General features: G+C 62.4%; 20 protein-coding genes and 1 pseudogene. 7 read left to right on the top strand and 14 right to left on the bottom strand.

What is annotated here, in order from left to right; translation table 11 throughout:
* Positions 1-6 precede the first annotated feature (6 nt).
* Together AC0ZZU_RS06005 and AC0ZZU_RS06000 are read right to left on the bottom strand one after the other, a co-directional pair.
* Positions 7-150 (bottom strand): PSPA7_2676 family Cys-rich small protein, encoded by a 144-nt coding sequence (locus AC0ZZU_RS06005; protein WP_476339606.1) that lies wholly within the window; start codon positions 148-150, stop codon positions 7-9.
* Between the two features lie 77 nt (positions 151-227).
* On the bottom strand, positions 228-1,136 hold the full coding sequence (locus AC0ZZU_RS06000; protein ID WP_476339605.1) for an SDR family oxidoreductase: 909 nt from the start codon (positions 1,134-1,136) through the stop codon (positions 228-230).
* Positions 1,137-1,311: 175 nt separating this feature from the next.
* On the opposite strand from AC0ZZU_RS06000, the gene AC0ZZU_RS05995 reads away from it, so the two are divergent.
* The 3 genes from AC0ZZU_RS05995 to AC0ZZU_RS05985 are packed head-to-tail and all read left to right on the top strand — an operon-like array spanning position 1,312 to position 2,814.
* Complete coding sequence (locus AC0ZZU_RS05995; protein WP_476339604.1) at positions 1,312-1,818, top strand: CinA family protein; 507 nt, start codon at positions 1,312-1,314, stop codon at positions 1,816-1,818.
* Positions 1,819-1,845: 27 nt separating this feature from the next.
* Positions 1,846-2,355 carry a hypothetical protein gene (locus AC0ZZU_RS05990; RefSeq protein ID WP_476339603.1) on the top strand — a complete coding sequence of 170 codons (510 nt, stop codon included), beginning with the start codon at positions 1,846-1,848 and terminating at the stop codon, positions 2,353-2,355.
* Positions 2,356-2,364: 9 nt separating this feature from the next.
* Positions 2,365-2,814: a DUF421 domain-containing protein gene (locus tag AC0ZZU_RS05985; RefSeq protein WP_476339602.1), complete on the top strand. Its 450-nt coding sequence runs from the start codon at positions 2,365-2,367 to the stop codon at positions 2,812-2,814.
* On the opposite strand, the gene AC0ZZU_RS05980 is transcribed toward AC0ZZU_RS05985, so the two are convergent.
* From AC0ZZU_RS05980 to AC0ZZU_RS05950, 7 genes and pseudogenes are all read right to left on the bottom strand, one after another.
* Positions 2,811-3,965, bottom strand: a complete 1,155-nt coding sequence (locus AC0ZZU_RS05980; protein ID WP_476339601.1) for a carboxylate-amine ligase — start codon at positions 3,963-3,965, stop codon at positions 2,811-2,813. The genes AC0ZZU_RS05985 and AC0ZZU_RS05980 overlap by 4 nt on opposite strands.
* Before the next feature lie 9 nt (positions 3,966-3,974).
* Entirely contained in the window at positions 3,975-4,931 is a 957-nt protein-coding gene (locus AC0ZZU_RS05975) for a methyltransferase (protein ID WP_476339600.1), read from the bottom strand.
* Entirely contained in the window at positions 4,931-6,265 is a 1,335-nt protein-coding gene (locus tag AC0ZZU_RS05970) for an iron-containing redox enzyme family protein (protein ID WP_476339599.1), read from the bottom strand. The genes AC0ZZU_RS05975 and AC0ZZU_RS05970 overlap by 1 nt, the downstream gene beginning before the upstream one ends.
* A 16-nt stretch (positions 6,266-6,281) precedes the next feature.
* Positions 6,282-6,473, bottom strand: coding sequence for a hypothetical protein (locus AC0ZZU_RS05965; protein ID WP_476339598.1), 192 nt, complete (start codon positions 6,471-6,473; stop codon positions 6,282-6,284).
* A gap of 65 nt (positions 6,474-6,538) precedes the next feature.
* Positions 6,539-6,706, bottom strand: a pseudogene (locus tag AC0ZZU_RS05960) (KGG domain-containing protein); the annotation flags it as partial.
* A gap of 182 nt (positions 6,707-6,888) precedes the next feature.
* Positions 6,889-8,166 carry an NTP/NDP exchange transporter gene (locus AC0ZZU_RS05955; protein ID WP_476339597.1) on the bottom strand — a complete coding sequence of 426 codons (1,278 nt, stop codon included), beginning with the start codon at positions 8,164-8,166 and terminating at the stop codon, positions 6,889-6,891.
* A gap of 3 nt (positions 8,167-8,169) precedes the next feature.
* Positions 8,170-9,090 carry an aldo/keto reductase gene (locus AC0ZZU_RS05950; RefSeq protein WP_476339596.1) on the bottom strand — a complete coding sequence of 307 codons (921 nt, stop codon included), beginning with the start codon at positions 9,088-9,090 and terminating at the stop codon, positions 8,170-8,172.
* Between the two features lie 182 nt (positions 9,091-9,272).
* Between AC0ZZU_RS05950 and AC0ZZU_RS05945 the strand changes: the two genes are divergently transcribed.
* Complete coding sequence (locus AC0ZZU_RS05945; protein WP_476339595.1) at positions 9,273-10,172, top strand: bile acid:sodium symporter family protein; 900 nt, start codon at positions 9,273-9,275, stop codon at positions 10,170-10,172.
* 6 nt (positions 10,173-10,178) lie between these two features.
* Here the strand turns inward: AC0ZZU_RS05945 and AC0ZZU_RS05940 are convergent, their stop codons facing one another.
* Entirely contained in the window at positions 10,179-10,643 is a 465-nt protein-coding gene (locus AC0ZZU_RS05940; RefSeq protein WP_476339594.1) for a sterol desaturase family protein, read from the bottom strand.
* A gap of 429 nt (positions 10,644-11,072) precedes the next feature.
* Between AC0ZZU_RS05940 and AC0ZZU_RS05935 the strand changes: the two genes are divergently transcribed.
* Positions 11,073-11,780 carry an MgtC/SapB family protein gene (locus tag AC0ZZU_RS05935; RefSeq protein ID WP_476339593.1) on the top strand — a complete coding sequence of 236 codons (708 nt, stop codon included), beginning with the start codon at positions 11,073-11,075 and terminating at the stop codon, positions 11,778-11,780.
* 5 nt (positions 11,781-11,785) lie between these two features.
* Here the strand turns inward: AC0ZZU_RS05935 and AC0ZZU_RS05930 are convergent, their stop codons facing one another.
* The 3 genes from AC0ZZU_RS05930 to AC0ZZU_RS05920 all read right to left on the bottom strand — a co-directional run bounded on the left by AC0ZZU_RS05930 (position 11,786) and on the right by AC0ZZU_RS05920 (position 14,491).
* Positions 11,786-13,378: a sensor domain-containing diguanylate cyclase gene (locus AC0ZZU_RS05930; RefSeq protein WP_476339794.1), complete on the bottom strand. Its 1,593-nt coding sequence runs from the start codon at positions 13,376-13,378 to the stop codon at positions 11,786-11,788.
* A 63-nt stretch (positions 13,379-13,441) separates the two neighbouring features.
* Positions 13,442-14,236: an exodeoxyribonuclease III gene (xth, locus tag AC0ZZU_RS05925; RefSeq protein ID WP_476339592.1), complete on the bottom strand. Its 795-nt coding sequence runs from the start codon at positions 14,234-14,236 to the stop codon at positions 13,442-13,444.
* Positions 14,237-14,248: 12 nt separating this feature from the next.
* Complete coding sequence (locus AC0ZZU_RS05920; RefSeq protein ID WP_158458135.1) at positions 14,249-14,491, bottom strand: hypothetical protein; 243 nt, start codon at positions 14,489-14,491, stop codon at positions 14,249-14,251.
* A 164-nt stretch (positions 14,492-14,655) separates the two neighbouring features.
* Between AC0ZZU_RS05920 and AC0ZZU_RS05915 the strand changes: the two genes are divergently transcribed.
* Both AC0ZZU_RS05915 and AC0ZZU_RS05910 read left to right on the top strand, forming a co-directional pair.
* Entirely contained in the window at positions 14,656-15,156 is a 501-nt protein-coding gene (locus tag AC0ZZU_RS05915; RefSeq protein WP_476339591.1) for a DUF4142 domain-containing protein, read from the top strand.
* A 27-nt stretch (positions 15,157-15,183) separates the two neighbouring features.
* Positions 15,184-15,435: a hypothetical protein gene (locus tag AC0ZZU_RS05910; RefSeq protein ID WP_158458137.1), complete on the top strand. Its 252-nt coding sequence runs from the start codon at positions 15,184-15,186 to the stop codon at positions 15,433-15,435.
* 67 nt (positions 15,436-15,502) lie between these two features.
* Here AC0ZZU_RS05910 and AC0ZZU_RS05905 read toward each other — a convergent pair whose 3' ends face one another.
* Entirely contained in the window at positions 15,503-15,673 is a 171-nt protein-coding gene (locus AC0ZZU_RS05905; RefSeq protein ID WP_191623916.1) for a DUF6021 family protein, read from the bottom strand.

The following is a 15,673-nucleotide window of genomic DNA, read 5'->3' as shown; positions in this document are numbered from 1 at the left end:
TCGCTCCTAGTGAGTGTGGTCTGAGGCAGAGCCCGGCGTGCAATAACGCAGGGCTCCACAGCGTTCACAATATTGACAGGACAGACCGGCGACCTCGCGCACGAGCAAGGCGCGCCACTGGCAGCCACGTAGCAGACAGAGGAACTTCATACAGCCTCCTTGACCCCAATCACGGGTACTTACTGCTAGTGACTGCGGCGCCTCTCCAAAGGTTTAGTCGGCTTGCCCTACGGCAGCGGATTACCACCCGTCACGCCAAACACCTCGCCGGTGATGTAGCTGGACTCCTGCGAGGCGAGCAGTACATACAAGGGTGCGCATTCCGCCGGTTGCCCTGGACGTTTCATCGGCGTCTGGCTGCCGAAGTCAGGAATCTTTTCCGGTGGCTGGCCGCCACTTGGCTGCAGTACGGTCCAGACCGGGCCAGGTGCCACGGCGTTGACACGGATGCCGCGCTCGATCACCTGCTTGGCCAGTGCCTTGGTGAAGGCCACGATGGCCGCCTTGGTGGTTGCGTAATCGAGCAGTGTCGCCGAAGGCTGGTACGACTGGATCGAGGCGGTGTTGATGATGGTCGCCCCCGCCGGCATCAGCGGAACGGCCGCCTGGCACAGCCAGAACAGCGCATAGACGTTGGTCTTCATGGTCGCGTCGAACTGCTCGCTGCTGACCTCACTGACGTCCTTGCGGGCCGTCTGCTTGCCGGCCACGTTCACCAGGATGTCGAGCCCGCCCAGCTGTTCGTGGGCCTGCTTGACCAATTGCCTGCAGAACGTCTCGTCCTTCAGGTCGCCAGGCAGTGCAACGGCTTTGCGGCCTTCAGCTTCGATCAGCTCGACGACTTCACGCGCATCCACCTCCTCGCTTGGCAGGTAGTTGAGCACGATGTCCGCACCCTCACGGGCAAAGGCAATCGCCGTTGCTCTGCCGATGCCCGAGTCGGCCCCGGTGATCAGCGCCTTGCGCCCGGCCAGGCGGCCGAAGCCTTTATAGGTGAGCTCGCCGTGATCAGGCTCTGGATCCATCTTGGCATCCAGGCCGGGCGCGGCCTGGGTCTGTGCGGGAAACGGCGGCTGAGGATACTGCGTGAGTGGATTCTGCATGCTGTACTGATCTTGCGGTTTGCTGCCAGGCATAAGCCACCTCCTGAGGGTACTGACGCCGGATGGCGCGAGTCATGAAATTTCGAGACCACGGCCTGCCGGAAGGTTTGCTCCAGACAGCTTGCGGCCCGACCGGTGGTCATCGGGCGGACCCTCTGAACCAATGCCTGCATGACAGCGTCCACCAAAAAACAAAGGGCGACTTACCATGACCTATGACCCTATCGACCGAGTGCAGAACTATCTCAAAGCGCACGGCCTGAAACTGACCACTGCCGAATCCTGCACTGCGGGACGCATGGTTGCGCTGCTCTCCGAGAAAACCGGGACCGGCAGCGTGCTGGAATGCGGCTACGTGGTGTACTCCCCGGAGGCCAAGCAGCGTCTACTGGGCGTCAGTGCCCGCACCATCGAGCATTTCGGATTGACCAGTCAGGAGGTGGCCAGGGAGATGGCGCTCGGCGCGCTGGCCGACAGTCCGGCCAGCGTAGCCATCGCTACCACAGGCGTGGCGGGCCCCGACGCAGAGGGTGCCATTCCCCCCGGAACATTGTGTTTTGCATGGGCCTTCGCCGAACTGCCGACTCCGGCCGTGTTCAGCCGCACCGAGCGTTTCTTTGGCGACCGTCAGTCGGTGCTGCACCAGGCTTCGCTCCATGGGCTGCTGCAGATGATGCAGTTTCATCAACGCTGGTTACGCGGCGAGCGCACCTGACAGGCGCGGGCCAGGAGACTCACGGCCATGGCAACAGAGGACGAGCATAGTGCCAGGCAATATCCGGTCAGCGAGGACATGCGCATGCAGCGACGCGTCTGGCGGTTCGAGCGCCTCGGCTGGTATGCGCTGTTGCTCGTCGTCGGCCTGACCTTGGCTGGCCTGTTTGGCAGCGGCCCGCTGAGCGAGCGCACGGTCAGCAGCCCCGACGGCCGCGTGCAGGTCGACTATGCCCGCTTTACCCGCAGTGGCGCGGCCGAGCAGCTGCGCATCCGGATCAAGGGCAGACCTGATGACCAAGCTACCCTGCTGCTCGATGGTTCGATGTTCCGCAACCTGACGGTGGAAACGCTGCAGCCCCAGCCCCTGGTCTCGCTGTCCCAGGGACAGGCCTTGCTTCTACACCTGGGCACCGACGCCGAAGGTATCGCCATGCTCTACATGACGCTACGCAACGACAGTGTCGGGCAGTTCAGCGGACAGGCCCGGGTTGGCCCGAACAGCGTCGTGCGCTTTTCAACCTTCGTCTATCCCTGAGGAACCATCATGGATTCAGTTCTGCGCGCGGGGGCCATGTATGTGGCGCTGATGGTGCTGTTTCGCGTGGCCGGGCGCCGCTCGTTGGCCGACCTGACCACGTTCGACTTCGTCCTGCTGCTGATCATCGGCGAGGCGACGCAACAGGCGCTGCTGGGCGATGACTTTTCGTTCACCAATGCTGTGCTGGTCATATCCACGCTGATCGTGCTCGACGTGGGACTGTCGTTGGCCAAGCTCAATTCGCGGAAGGTGGCGCGGCTGGTGGATGGCCATGCCACGGTGGTAGTCGAGAACGGCGAGTTCCTGCATGGGCGCATGCGCCGATCGCGATTGACCGAAGATGACATCCTTGAATCGGCCCGGGCCAATCAGGGGGTGGCGGAGGTCAGCCAGATCAAGTACGCCATCGTCGAGCGCAATGGCAAGATCTCGATCATCCGCCAGGAAGACGGCTAGAACGTTGCCCCGGTGACACCTGGGGCCGTCGGAACGATATTGAGTGCATCCTCCATGACCTGCTCCACTACCTCGCGCATCGCATGCCGGTGCTCCAGGCCATTCGCGTGAGCGCGTGCAAGCGCGGCGAGCTGGCGGTCGGCACTGGTGCCTTCGGCCAGGATGCGCCGTGCCTGCAGGAATGCACGCTCGGCGTCGGCAGTGTCACAGGGAAACCGCGCCTCGGCCTGGGCCAGCCAGCCCAGTGCGCTGACTGGCTGCTCGTCGTGCATGCCAATGAACTCGCCCTGTCGCCCGTAGCGCAGTGCGCGCCAGTAGTTCTCTTGAGTGATCCAGCGGATCTCGCGGTTGATTGGCTGAGTATCGTAACAGGGCACCGCGCAGTGCTCGACCAGGTGCCGGAACAACGCGGCGATGCACAGGGTATCTTCAAGACGTGGGCAGGCATCGGTCATGCGCAGCTCGACCGTCGGGAAACGATGGGAAGGCCGGATTGCCCACCACAGCGCCCCATCCTTGGCCAGCGAGCCCGTGCGTTGCAGCAAGGCCCGATAGCGTTGGTAAGCAGCCCAGTCCGGCAGCGATTCGGGCAGCCCCATATGTGGCCACTCGCCGCAGACCACCCGGCGATAGCTCATGTAACCGGTGACCTGCCCTCCCCACAAAGGCGAGGAAGTGCTGAGCAGCAGTAACAATGGCGTCCAATACAACACGCGATTGATCAGTTGGATGCGGTCACACCCTGGCGGCACTCCGACATGTACATGCAGGCCACAGAGCAGGCTGCGGCGGGCGACATGCTGGTAATCGTCGAAGATTTGCCGGTAGTGCGCCAAGGGTCGCGGACTCTGGCGCGCCCAGAGAGCGGAAGGATGGCTGGCGGCGCAATACAGGCCGGCATTTTCCTCCGTCAGCGCAATGGACAAACGCTGACGGCTTGTTGTGAAGAATTCACGTGCCTGGTGAATATTGCCAAAAACCGGGGATGCGATCTCGATCTGGCTGCGGAACATCTCCTCGGCGAGATACTCGCCCATGACCTCCCGACAGATCCTGCCGACCGTCGGGGTGGGCCGTGCCAGGACCTGGCCACTGGTGCGGTCGACCAGCAGATACTCCTCCTCGATACCGAAGTCGCACTGCCGCGCCATGGGAAAGACTCACTCGGCGCTGCGAGTTACGGTCAGCGCCACCGCGGCAATGCGTTCGACCCTTTCGTACCCGGGCTCCTCCAGTTGTTCGCCGAACACGTCCGGGTCGATTTCCCGGTAATGCCACTGCCACTTGGGGCCGGCCAGGCGCAGGCGCACAGCCTCGAGCAAGGCATCCTTGCCTTCGACTATCGCCACGCCGGTGTACAACAGAAGGGAGCCACCGACGCTCAATCGAGGCAGGGACTGCTCGACGATGCGCAAGGACAGCGCGGCGCCGAGCGCGCCACCGCCGTGGCGGTAAAGTCGCTCGTCCGTATCGATCATGTAGGGCGGGTTGGCCACGATGAGATCGTAATTGCCCGTGACGCCATCCAGGATGTCGCTCTGCGCAACTGTCACGTTACCCAGGCCCGCCAGTGCTGCATTGATGGCGGTGTACCGCAGCGCCACCGGATTGATATCCACGGCACTGACCTGGGCGTGCCGAGCAGCCGAGGCGATCAGCAACGCGCCAATGCCGGCCCCGCAGCCAATGTCCACCGCATGTTCGACGCTCTGAAAATTGTGTTGCAGATGATCCCTGATGACCTGCGCGAACCGATAGCTGTCCGGCCCAAAGAACACCGCGTCCTGGGCATCGGTGGGATAACCCGAGTGCACCAGCAGCAAATCATCCAGGCTCGACCAGCGAACGCGGCTGCGCAGCAGGTCGCCCTGCTCATCCAGCACATGAGCCTCCCGCATCTGCACGACTTCGTCCGCCGACAGCAGGCTCGCCGGGAACGATCGGTTCCAGCCGAACACGTCGCGAAGCGTGCCCGCCCGCTGCGCCGTGGCGCGGGCATTGTTACGCGCCTGTGTGACAGGCGTCACGCAGGTGAACTGGTAGCCGTCTGCCTGCAACCTTCGGCCAAGCTGCAGCAGGGCCTGGTCGGTGTGGGTCTGTTCGTCGCTCAATTGCATCAGCAAGGTCCCTCGTGGGCCAATCCGGTCATTTTGGCGTAGGCTTGCGTTGCCCGCAGTCCCTCCGGCAAGGCATGGCGATTACCGGACATCTGTTCAATCAAGGATTCAATATCATCGACTGCACGGAGCCGGCCAGGCGCGGGAGACTGGGTCTCGGCTTCCCACTTGCCTGGGGGCAGGCGTCTGCACGGCGGAGCCTGCCACTCTCCGGCGATCCAGTCATGCCACAGCTGCAATTCAAAGGGCGTGAACACCCCGAACATCGGCGCCGTCGGACCGTCCAGAAGACGCCAGAAGCGGCTGAGGGCCGGGTCTGCGTCACGTTTGATCCAACCTTGGGCGACCAGTGCATCGAGGAAGGCCGGCATACTGCCCGGCTCAGCCAGCCACTGGTTGATCGTGCGCCCTTGGAGCTTGCAGTAATCGGAATGCATGAACTGGCCGAAACTGCGCTTGCGCTCCAGGGCCGAGACCAGCTCGGCGTGCAGGTCGAAACTTGCGATGAGCTCGGTGGTGGGGAGGCCCAGATCGTTCAGGCGATATCCGCGGACCACGCGGCGGTAAAACTGCTCGCGGTCGTGCTCGGGGAGCAGGAGCTCAAGGGCCTGCACGGATTTCTGCGCATGGCCGCTGGCTGCATTGTCGATCGTCACGTGCAAACGGAAATAATGGGCGTCGATGCCGAGTTCGGCAAGCTCATAAGTGGTGATCAGCAAGTGCAACGGCGGCTGTTCGTAGCCCAGGTTATAACCGATCACTTCAGGCAGGAACTGCTCGACGTTGAACCCCAACGCCAACTGGATCGCGCCTTGGAGGTAACGCTCGTCCGCCAGCGGTACGGGCTCCAGACAGCCGAGATGGCTCAGCAGACGCTGGTAGACCAGGACGTGATTGCAGCGAGCGTCGCCGTCCCCCAGCTCTTCGAGATAGGTACGGATCAAGCCGTGGAAGCGAGGGTCGTGCCAGTAACGCAAGGTGCCATGCAACCAGGCGCCATCAACCACCTTGGTGGGCGCGACCTGTTGCAGGAACCAGAGTGCCTGTGCACGGTTGGCGAAGTAGCGCCGGGGACCGCCAGACTGGCGGTCCTGCAGGTAATCTGCGTACCCAGCGGCAACTTTACTTGCCACGTGTGCGGTCCAGGCTGTCAAACCTTCAGGTGTAGGTGGCAGGTCTTCAGGCAGGTCGTCCGCATGTTCCAGCTGCTCGCCCAGCCAGCGCGCGCTATCGGTGCATGTGCCATGAAGCAGAGAACGGTAGCGACTCTCCAGGTCCATGCGTTCGGCACGTGCTGGAACTCCAGTTGCTGCGTTGCGGATCATGACCGTCATGTTCGGCCTCCAGCGTTCAGTTGTTTTTCTCCGGCGCTGGCACAGGTTGCTGCGCGGGCGCTCCGGAAGAGGCAGGGGCGTCGGGTTTCTGCATTTGCAAGGAAGGTTTGCTAGGGTCGGCATCCTTGGCAGGATGGTCATCGCGGTTGAAGCAGCCGCCGAGCAACAAGGTCGCGCTCAACAGACAGATAACGGGTGCAGTTCGCATGAGATATCTCCAGCAGTGACCGGTTGCAGCGCCAGGGTATTGCGCCCCGGCGCTGCAGCGTTCAGTCAGGTGCGGCCACCGCCTTTTCCGGAGCCGCTTTTATCAGATCCCGAGCCGCCACTGGTTTTTCCACCGCCGCTGGCTTGTCCGCCTTTGCGGCCGGCTTCGGACGCTTTTTCCTTGTCATTGGCAAAGTTTCCGGAGTTCTTGTTGCCACTGCCTTGACTGCCGGTCTTGCCCTGGTTGTTAGCCATGATCTTTACCTCAAGTCGTTTCGGAAGTGCATGACAACTCGCCATACATAGGTGGGAGTTCGGCAAGCGGCGGATATTCGTTTTTATTTCGAATGGGTCGGACAAGCGGTATTAAATAAAGCGAATTAGATGTTTGGCGCGCCAAGTAAACAGCTCTTCTCTTACTGGGGTCGTTCCCGTTGCCGCTGCTGGCGTCCCAGCCATCCCCCCGTCACACCCCAGGCCAGCGCAATGATGGCGCCGATCATCATCGCCAGCTGGGGGTGATCCCCCATGATGTCCAGGGCACGCTTCACCCAGCCGCTGAGCGCGTCCCCGCCCCGGTACACCACCGTATCGATGAAGTTCTTGGCCTTGTACTTTTCCTCGGCGGGCAGCACGGTGAAGAGCATCTCTCTCCCCGGCCGGACCAGCGCGTACTCTCCCGCCCGCCGCACCACCATGACGACCACAAATACGGCAAACACAGGAGCCAGGGCCAGCCACAGGAATCCTGCGGCCATCACCAACGGAACCGCCACGAGCAACACCCCCACGCCGAGACGCCGGGCAAGGCGCCCCGTAATGAACACCTGGGTAATGATCGCCAGCGCTTGCACCACGGCGTCGATCAGGCCGAACACCTGGGTTTGCCGGGTGCGGTCCGTGAAGGTTTCACTGACGATTCGCGCCTGCTCGAAATACAGGAAGGTGCTGACGCTGGCGAGCAGCACCACAAACAACGCAATGCCCAAGAGGTATGGCGATCGCAGTACCGCGGTGGCACCGGCGAAAGGGTTGCCGCCCAATGGCCGTGAATCGGGGTGTTGGGTGTGGAGCGGCAACGGATGCCCATCGCGCCAGCGTTGCAGGTACAGGGCCGCGCCAATACTGCCGAGCAGAAACGCGGCAGCCAGCACCAGCAAGCCGACATGGCCGATGGGCTCGACCAGCAACGCGCCGAGAACGGGGCCGCTGAGCCCGCCAAGGCTGGCCCCGGCTGCCATCAGGCCGAACAGGCGTTTTCCTTGTTCGGTGGAAAAAACGTCGGCCAGCACGCTCCAGGCCAGGGAGATGGTCAGCAGATTGAACACTGACAACCAGATATAGAAGGCGCGGGCAGTCCAGAGTCCGTCCGGGTCACGAACAAAGAGCCCGGCGAAGACCAGCAGGTTGGTGGCGAAAAAACCGTAGGTCCACGGCAGGATATGGCGCCGGCGTACCCGCGAGGCGAGCCAGCCGAAAAGAGGCAGGCAGATCAGCGTGACGACAAAGGTGCCCGTGAACAGCCATTGCAGGTTGTCGACGCCCCCCGCGACGCCCATGGTCTCGCGTACTGGCCGCAGCATGAAATAGCCGGTGAACAGCAGGTAGAACAGGCCAAGCCCCGCTGCCGCTGCAGGCCATTCGCCCGCTTGCAGGTTGAAGCCCTGACCCAGGCGCTGCCTCCAGCCAGTCATGAATCAGGCGAACTGCTGGATCAGCGCCTTCTGCTGGGCATCGCTCAGCAGCGGCCCGGCGCCGGCCTTGAGCTGATCCAGCTGCCGGTCGGGCCGGCCGGTCGCCGGGATAACGGCAGTCACCGCAGAATGGCTGAGGGCGAACTTGAGAAACATCTGCGCCCAGCTACTGATGCCCGCTTCCGCCGCCCAGCCTGGCAACGGCTGGTCCTTTACCTTGGCGAACAGCCGGCCGTCGTCGAAGGTACGGTTGATCAGGACCGCGACGCCTTTGTCCGCGGCTAGCGGCAACAGCTCGCGTGCAGCTTCGGGCGAGTTGACCGAGTAGTTGATCTGGACGAAGTCCAGCGGATGCTTGCGCAGGATATCGGCCACAGCGTCCTGGCCGCTCGCCAGGTAATGGGTGATGCCCACATAGCGGGTCTTGCCCTGCTTTTTAAGCTCCTGGGCGTAGGGGAGCTGCCGCTGCCAGTCGCGCAGATTATGAATCTGCAGCAGGTCGACCTTGTCGGTACGCAGGCTCTTCAGGCTTTCGGCCCACTGGGAAACCGCGGCCTCGCGGCTGTCGGCGGCGATCTTGGTGGCGATGAAGCACTGCCGGTGCCACCCCCCCTCCTCCAGCAACTGCCCGAGTATCGCGTCGGCGCCGCCGTAGTTGGGCGAGGTATCGATGACCTTGCCACCGCCCCGGAAGAACACGGACAGCACTTGCTTGAGCTGCTGGTACTGGTCCGATCCGGCTTCGACCTCGAAACTGCCCGAGGTGCCAGCCCCGATCACCGGCAGCGCTTCACCAGTGGAGGGGATCTTGCGGGTCAGCAGGCCGGAGGGAGAATCGGCGCGCAGTACAGGGCTTGCAGCCAGAAGGCCCAATGCCGCGCTGGCGCGCAGGATGTCGCGGCGTCCAAGAAAATGTGCGTGCATGGGGCAGCTCCCATAATTACCTGGAAATGTTTCAGGCTAGCCGTCCTGCCTTGTGCCGCCGGTCAATTCTGTTTCCAGATGTTAGCCGAGAAGCCCCAGAAGCCTGTCGATCCAGAAACGGTCCTGGCTGCTTGCTACTTGAGGCTAGACTGCTCGAATCATTCGCCAAAGGACTGCCACCGATGACCGCCTCCCCCTTGCTCACCGCCTTTCTGCCCATCGCCTTGGGCATCATCATGCTGGGCCTTGGGCTGTCGCTGACCTTGGCCGATTTCGCACGGGTAGTGAAGTACCCCAAGCCGGTGGTCATCGGCCTGGCGTGCCAGATCCTGCTGCTGCCCTTCATCTGCTTTCTGATCGCCAACGGTTTTGGCCTGGCGCCCGCGCTGGCGGTGGGCCTGATGCTGCTGGCAGCCTCGCCGGGTGGCACGACTGCCAACCTGTTCAGCCATCTGGCCCATGGCGATGTAGCGCTGAACATCACTCTGACGGCCGTCAATTCGCTGATCGCCATACTCACCATGCCGTTGCTGGTCAACCTGTCGCTGGGCTGGTTCATGGAGTCCGATCAGGCCATCCCATTGCAATTCGCCAAGGTCGTGCAGGTATTCGCGATCGTCTTGCTGCCCGTCGCCCTCGGCATGCTGATCCGTCGCTATGCGCCAGGCTTTGCCCTGCGCATGGAGCGGCCGATGAAGCTGGTCGCGGCGCTGTTCCTGGCGTTCACTATCGTCCTGGCGCTGGTCAAGGACTGGGCTACCGTGGTCGAGTACGCACCGCTGGTGGGCGGGGCCGCGCTGTTGTTCAACGTGCTCAGCCTGAGCGTGGGTTACTGGGTGCCGCGCCTGCTGCGCATCCCCAAGCGCCAGGCCATCGCCATCGGCATGGAGATCGGCATTCACAACGGTACCCTGGCCATCGCGCTGGCGCTGAGCCCGAGCCTGTTGAACAACGCGACCATGGCTGTGCCAGCGGCAATCTACAGCCTGATCATGTTTTTCACCGCTGCGGCCTTCGGCTGGTGGGTCAGCCGGGGACACGCGGCTCCGGATCCAGCACGTGAAGGTGAAGCGGCCAACTGATACAGGTCAGCCCCGCCGCCGCGCCTGCAACTGACGTTTGAGCGCGCGCAGCGGCGGCGCATAGAAGAAGCCAAACGAGACACTGTTGCTGCGGCCCTTGATGGCATGGTGCAGCCGATGGGCGCGGTGCAGACGCTTGAGGTAGCCCAGACCAGGCCGCGGTTTGCGGGGCCAGTGGCGGTGAAAGAAGCAGTCGTGCGCCAGGACGTATAGCACGCCATAGCTGGCGACCCCTGCACCGACCCATTGCAGCGGCGCATGGCCCGCCTTGCCGAGCGCAACCAGCGTGGAGGCGATCAGGGCCAGGGCAACGAGATAGAAGTCGTTGGTTTCCAACATGCCCAGCTGGGGTTGATGGTGCGAGCGATGCAGCCACCAGCCCCAACCGTGCATGATGTACTTGTGGGCCAGCGTGCCGACCCCTTCCATGGCCACGAGGGTGCCGACCAGCACGGCAAGATTGAACAGCATGTAGCAAGTCCGGGGGATTTCACAGGGAGGTGCAAGCTTATCACCTGAGCAAGCGGATTTCTTGAAACGGGCGTCATCCAGAGTCGTCCTGTCACATTTTCATGCTTGACCCTGCCATCCCGCGGGGGTAAGTTCCGCGACGCATTTCTGCACGTCACAACAGGAGTCCTGCATTGGACAGTAGCCCCAGTCGATTGCGACAGGTCCACACGGCGAGCTAGTCCGGCAGTCTCCTGCCACTGTCTCGCCGATCACGGTAGACGGTGGTCATTTATCAGCCCCTTGATGGCTGCAGCACCCCTTCTCTCCTTCCGGTCCCTTGCCTTGACAGGCGAATGACCGCGTGGCCCTGCGCATTCCCGGTTTGATCAACCGCGCCGCTCTCCGACGGCGTTCGTCCGGGCCCGAGGCCCGTGGAAGAGGTTTGCTATGGATTGGAACATATTTCTGCTGCGCGTCAGCATCGCCCTCGTGCTTGGTGCCCTGATCGGCGCCGAGCGTCAGCTGCGTCAGCGCCTCACGGGCCTGCGCACCAACGCACTGGTCAGCACGGGTGCCTGCCTGTTCGTGCTCATGACCCAGTCGGTCCCGGGCATGGAGCCCTCCGATGCCTCGCGGATCGCGGCCTATGTCGTCTCTGGCATCGGTTTCCTGGGCGGCGGCGTGATCATGCGCGACGGTTTCAACGTCCGCGGGCTGAACACTGCCGCTACCCTCTGGTGCACTGCGGCGATCGGCATACTCTGCAGCCTCGGCCTCCTGCTGGAAGCCGCGCTGGGCAGCCTGGTGGTGCTCTGCGCCAATATCCTGCTGCGCGACATCGCCCAGCGCCTGGACAATCAGCAAGTCGTTCCGGCCTGCGAAGTGGAGCAACGTTTCGAGGTCCGCATCGTCTGCCGCGCAGAGGACGAGATCCAGGTACGCAGCCTGATGCTGCACAGCCTCAGCGATCCCGGGCTGCGCCTGCAGTCACTGCACAGCGAAGACATGCCCGATCCATCACGCCTTGAGATGCGCGCCGAACTGCTCGGCAATTCGGAGGCTGCCAGCCAGCTGGAGCGGCTGGTCGGCCGCGTCAGCCTGGAAAAAGGCGTGAGCGCCGTACGTTGGCAGTTGCGGCCACTCGCCGTGGATTGAGAGGGCTAGCCGAGCGGCTTTTCGGGGGCCTGGCTGTCTGCATGACTCAGCTCTACCAGGCAGGAACGATCACGCCCCTCCCGCTTGGCCCGGTAGAGGGCGCCATCCGCCGCGGTCATCAGGGCTTCAGGCGTAACGTCGCGCAACGCGGGGCGGACGATGGCAACTCCCGCACTGGCGGAGACGTACCCGGACGGGCTCTTTGCATGCTCGATCTCTGCACGGCGGATCGCCTGCAGTACTTCTTCGACAATGGCAGCCGCCCCGTTGCTGTCGGTCGTCGGCAAGAACAGCGTGAATTCCTCGCCTCCGTATCGCACCGCAAGGTCGCCAGGACGCTTCAGGGTCGCTTGCAACAGCTCGCCCACACGCCGCAGGCATCGGTCACCGGCTGGGTGGCCATAGCTGTCGTTGAAAAGCTTGAAATAGTCCAGGTCCATCATTACCAGCGCTATCGGATAGTCCTGGCGCCGCGCCCGGCGGATCTCCTGGTCAAGCACCCCGTCCAGGCGCCGGCGGTTTCCCAGGCCGGTCAGGCTGTCGGTCATGGCCAGGTCCCTGAGCGTACGGTGCGCCTGGTGCAGGGCCTGCTCGATGGCCATGCGCTGACGTACCTGGCGCAGCACAACGAGGCCGAAACTGGACAGGCCAACCAATAGCAAGAGCAGAATGATGACCGTCTTGATCAGGTCATGTCGCCAGAGCGCGAAGATCGAATCGCGCGACAGTCCGGCCTCTGCTACGAGCGGGTAACTGTCCAGCGCCTTGTAGCCATAGAGCCTAGGGGTATTGTCGATCACCGCCACGGTCTCGGCCATTCCTTCGTTGGCATAGGGCAGATGATTGCGGAAGATTTCGCTGTCGGCCAGGCTGCTTCCCACGACCTCCCGTACGAAGGGGCGCCGCACCAGAATGGTCCCGTCACGCTTGGCCAACACCAGCGCCCCCCGCTCATCGATCTTGAACGCGCCATAGAAGCGCACGAACCAATCCACCTTGATCGTGCCGAGCAAGACACCGGCAAAACTGCCATCGGGATATTCCAGGCGCCTGGAAATTGGGATTACCAGGTCATTGGAGGTCCGGCTCTCCACCACGGACCCAATGTGTACCTGCCGGTCCGTATGGCGTTGGTGATAGATGAAATAGTCACGGTCGGCGTTGTTTGCCTTGGGCGGCGTAGCGGATTCATCGGTCACGATCCAGGCACCGTCAGCCCCAAAGACGAACAGCCCGTGCAATTGCGGCATGATCGCCGCCTGCTGCGCGAGCAAGGCATGCAAACGAGGCCGGTCAAGGTTGGCAAAACCGTCGCCCTCGAGCCGTTCGGCGAGTGCCGCGGTAATCGCGTCGACCTGGCGGATGGCATCTTCGGCGTGCTGGGCCGTGGCCCTCGCCAGATTGGCCACCGAATCCTGGGCAGTGACATAGGCATGCCGGTAATCGCGCCAGATCCGCCAGCCCTCGACCATCACGAATGCCAGCATTACCACCGCCATGAAGCTGACTGTCAGGGCGAACAATGAAGGCCGGCCCTCATCGCGCAGCAGCGACAGCACCGCAGCGTCATCTTTGTGTGGTGTTCCCTTACCTGTCATTGGCATGAATTCGACCTGTCAGCTCCCTGATATCCCCGGCCAGGACACTTGATTACCACAGCTTTACCGGTGCTTGCGCGAGGCCGTCTCGATCCACACAGGCGCGTGGTCGCTGGCATGCGCCTCATTGCGCACCCAGGCATCGACGCCGGCCGCCTTGAGATAGGGTGCACAGGCCGGATTGAGCAGAAGGTGGTCGATGCGCAGCCCGGCGTTGCGCTCCCAATGTTTGCGGAAATAATCCCAGAACGTATAGACCCGCTCCTCGGGGTGCAAGTGGCGGATTGAATCCACCCAGCCCTGGTCCAGCAAATGCTGGTAGCAGGCGCGTGATTCCGGTTGCAGCAGCGCGTCCTTCAGCCAGGATCGTGTGTCATAGATATCGAAGTCAGTGGGGACAACGTTGTAATCACCTGCCATCACCACGGGATGATCGCTGTCGTACAAGCCTTTCGCGTGCTGGACCAGGCATTCGAACCAGCGCAGCTTGTAGTCGAACTTCGGCCCGGGTTGCGGATTGCCGTTGGGCAGGTACAGGCACGCGACATGCAAGCCATGCACCGCCGCTTCCAGGTAGCGGCTCTGGGTATCCTCCTCCATGCCGGGCAAACCGCGCCGAACCTCAAGCGGCTCGCTGTCCCTGGCCAGAATGGCAACGCCATTCCACGACACTTGCCCATGGTAGAGACAGCCATAGCCCGCATCCTCGATCGCCTGGCGGGGGAAATCCTTGTCTGGCGCCTTGAGCTCCTGCAAACAGGCAATATCGGGCTGCTCACGGGAGAGCCAGTCAAGCAGTGCCGGGAGGCGACTGCGAATGCCATTGATATTGAACGTGGCGATCTTCAAGGCTTTCATCGTCGGCGGCCTTCAGGTGTCCGGATCATTGACATGCGCCTGTACTGCCTCCTGCAGCGCATTGACGTGTGCGTCATCGGCCAGGGCCTTGAGTGCAAGCCAATCGTCCCAGTCGATGACGCCATTGTCACGCAGCGCCTCCGCGGTACGTACCAGCTCGTGGTGATAGGCGTCTGGCGACTCGCTGCGATAGCTCACGTCATCGTATTGGGCGTACCAGGCCGTAAGCTCGGGAATACTGCGTTCGATGCTCATGCTTGGGCTCCTTGTTCGGTCCATAAGGGTGTGAGCATTGGCGGGGGGCATCGTTCAACGGGAATGCCGGTGCCACCCCGCTTTGAAAAAAAATCAAACCTTTCGGGCACTCCACCCCTCAACAGTACGCGACACTGACGTCGCGCCTCTCAAAGGAGTACGCCATGAGTAATCTGTTCCTCAAGCAACTGGGCCTTTCGTTCGTGCTGGGTGTCGGATCTCTTCAAGCGATGGCCGCCACGTCCGATGACTTCGTGGATGCCGCTACCGAAGCCGGTATCGCCGAAGTGGTGACCGGCAACTTGGCACAGGAAAAGAGCAAGGACGCCGAGATCAAGAAGTTCGCTCAGCAGATGGTGACCGACCACACGGCAGCCAATCAGCAACTGGGTTCGCTGGCCAAGAAGAACGACATTACTGTGCCGGACGAAGCTGCGCTGACCGACAAGGTCAAGAAAGTGATCCTGGAATGGCGTGAAGAGTCGTTCGACAAGTCGTACATCAACAACCAGGTCGACGCTCACGAAAAAGCGGTCGAGCTGTACAAGAAGGAAGCCAACTCCTCCGACAAGGCTGAGCTGAAAGCCTTCGCCGCTGAGAAGCTGCCGAAGCTCGAGGAACACCTGCAACATGCCAAGCAGCTGCAGGCCAAGCACGGCAAGTGATCACCGTTGTTGAAAAGCGAGGCCCATATGAGTAACGACGATCTGCGCAAAGAAGTCCTGACCCGCCTGTTGCACGCCCACCCCCAAGGGCTCGGCAAGGAAGTGCTCGACAACTATCGCGGGGAGAAAGCCGTAGCGGGCATGCTGCAAACCCTGCAAGAGCAGGGCCTGATCCATGACGGCAGTGTCAGCGTGGATGCCGACCATGCGATCAGCATCACCTACCCGATCAAGCTGTCATCCTCAGGCGCCGACGAGGCGAAGAAACTCGAGGGCTGAACCAGCCCTCCCGTAACGACAAGGCCCCGCATATGCGGGGCCTTGTCGTTCATGCCTGGGGTTGGAATCAGGCGTCGTCATCCCTGGGTGGCTTTGCAGGACCTTGAGGGTCCACCTGAGGGTCTTCCAGGTCAGGCGAATCCGGGTCGAAGCCCAGGTCGTCTTTCTGGGTGGCATGATCGGAAGAATGCGGGCCCTCGTCCTTGCGATCTCCAGCGTCCGGGTGTTGATTGTGCAT

It is taken from the genome of Pseudomonas sp. JE3303, assembly GCF_056312565.1.
This window is presented reverse-complemented; position numbering and strand designations above follow the sequence as displayed.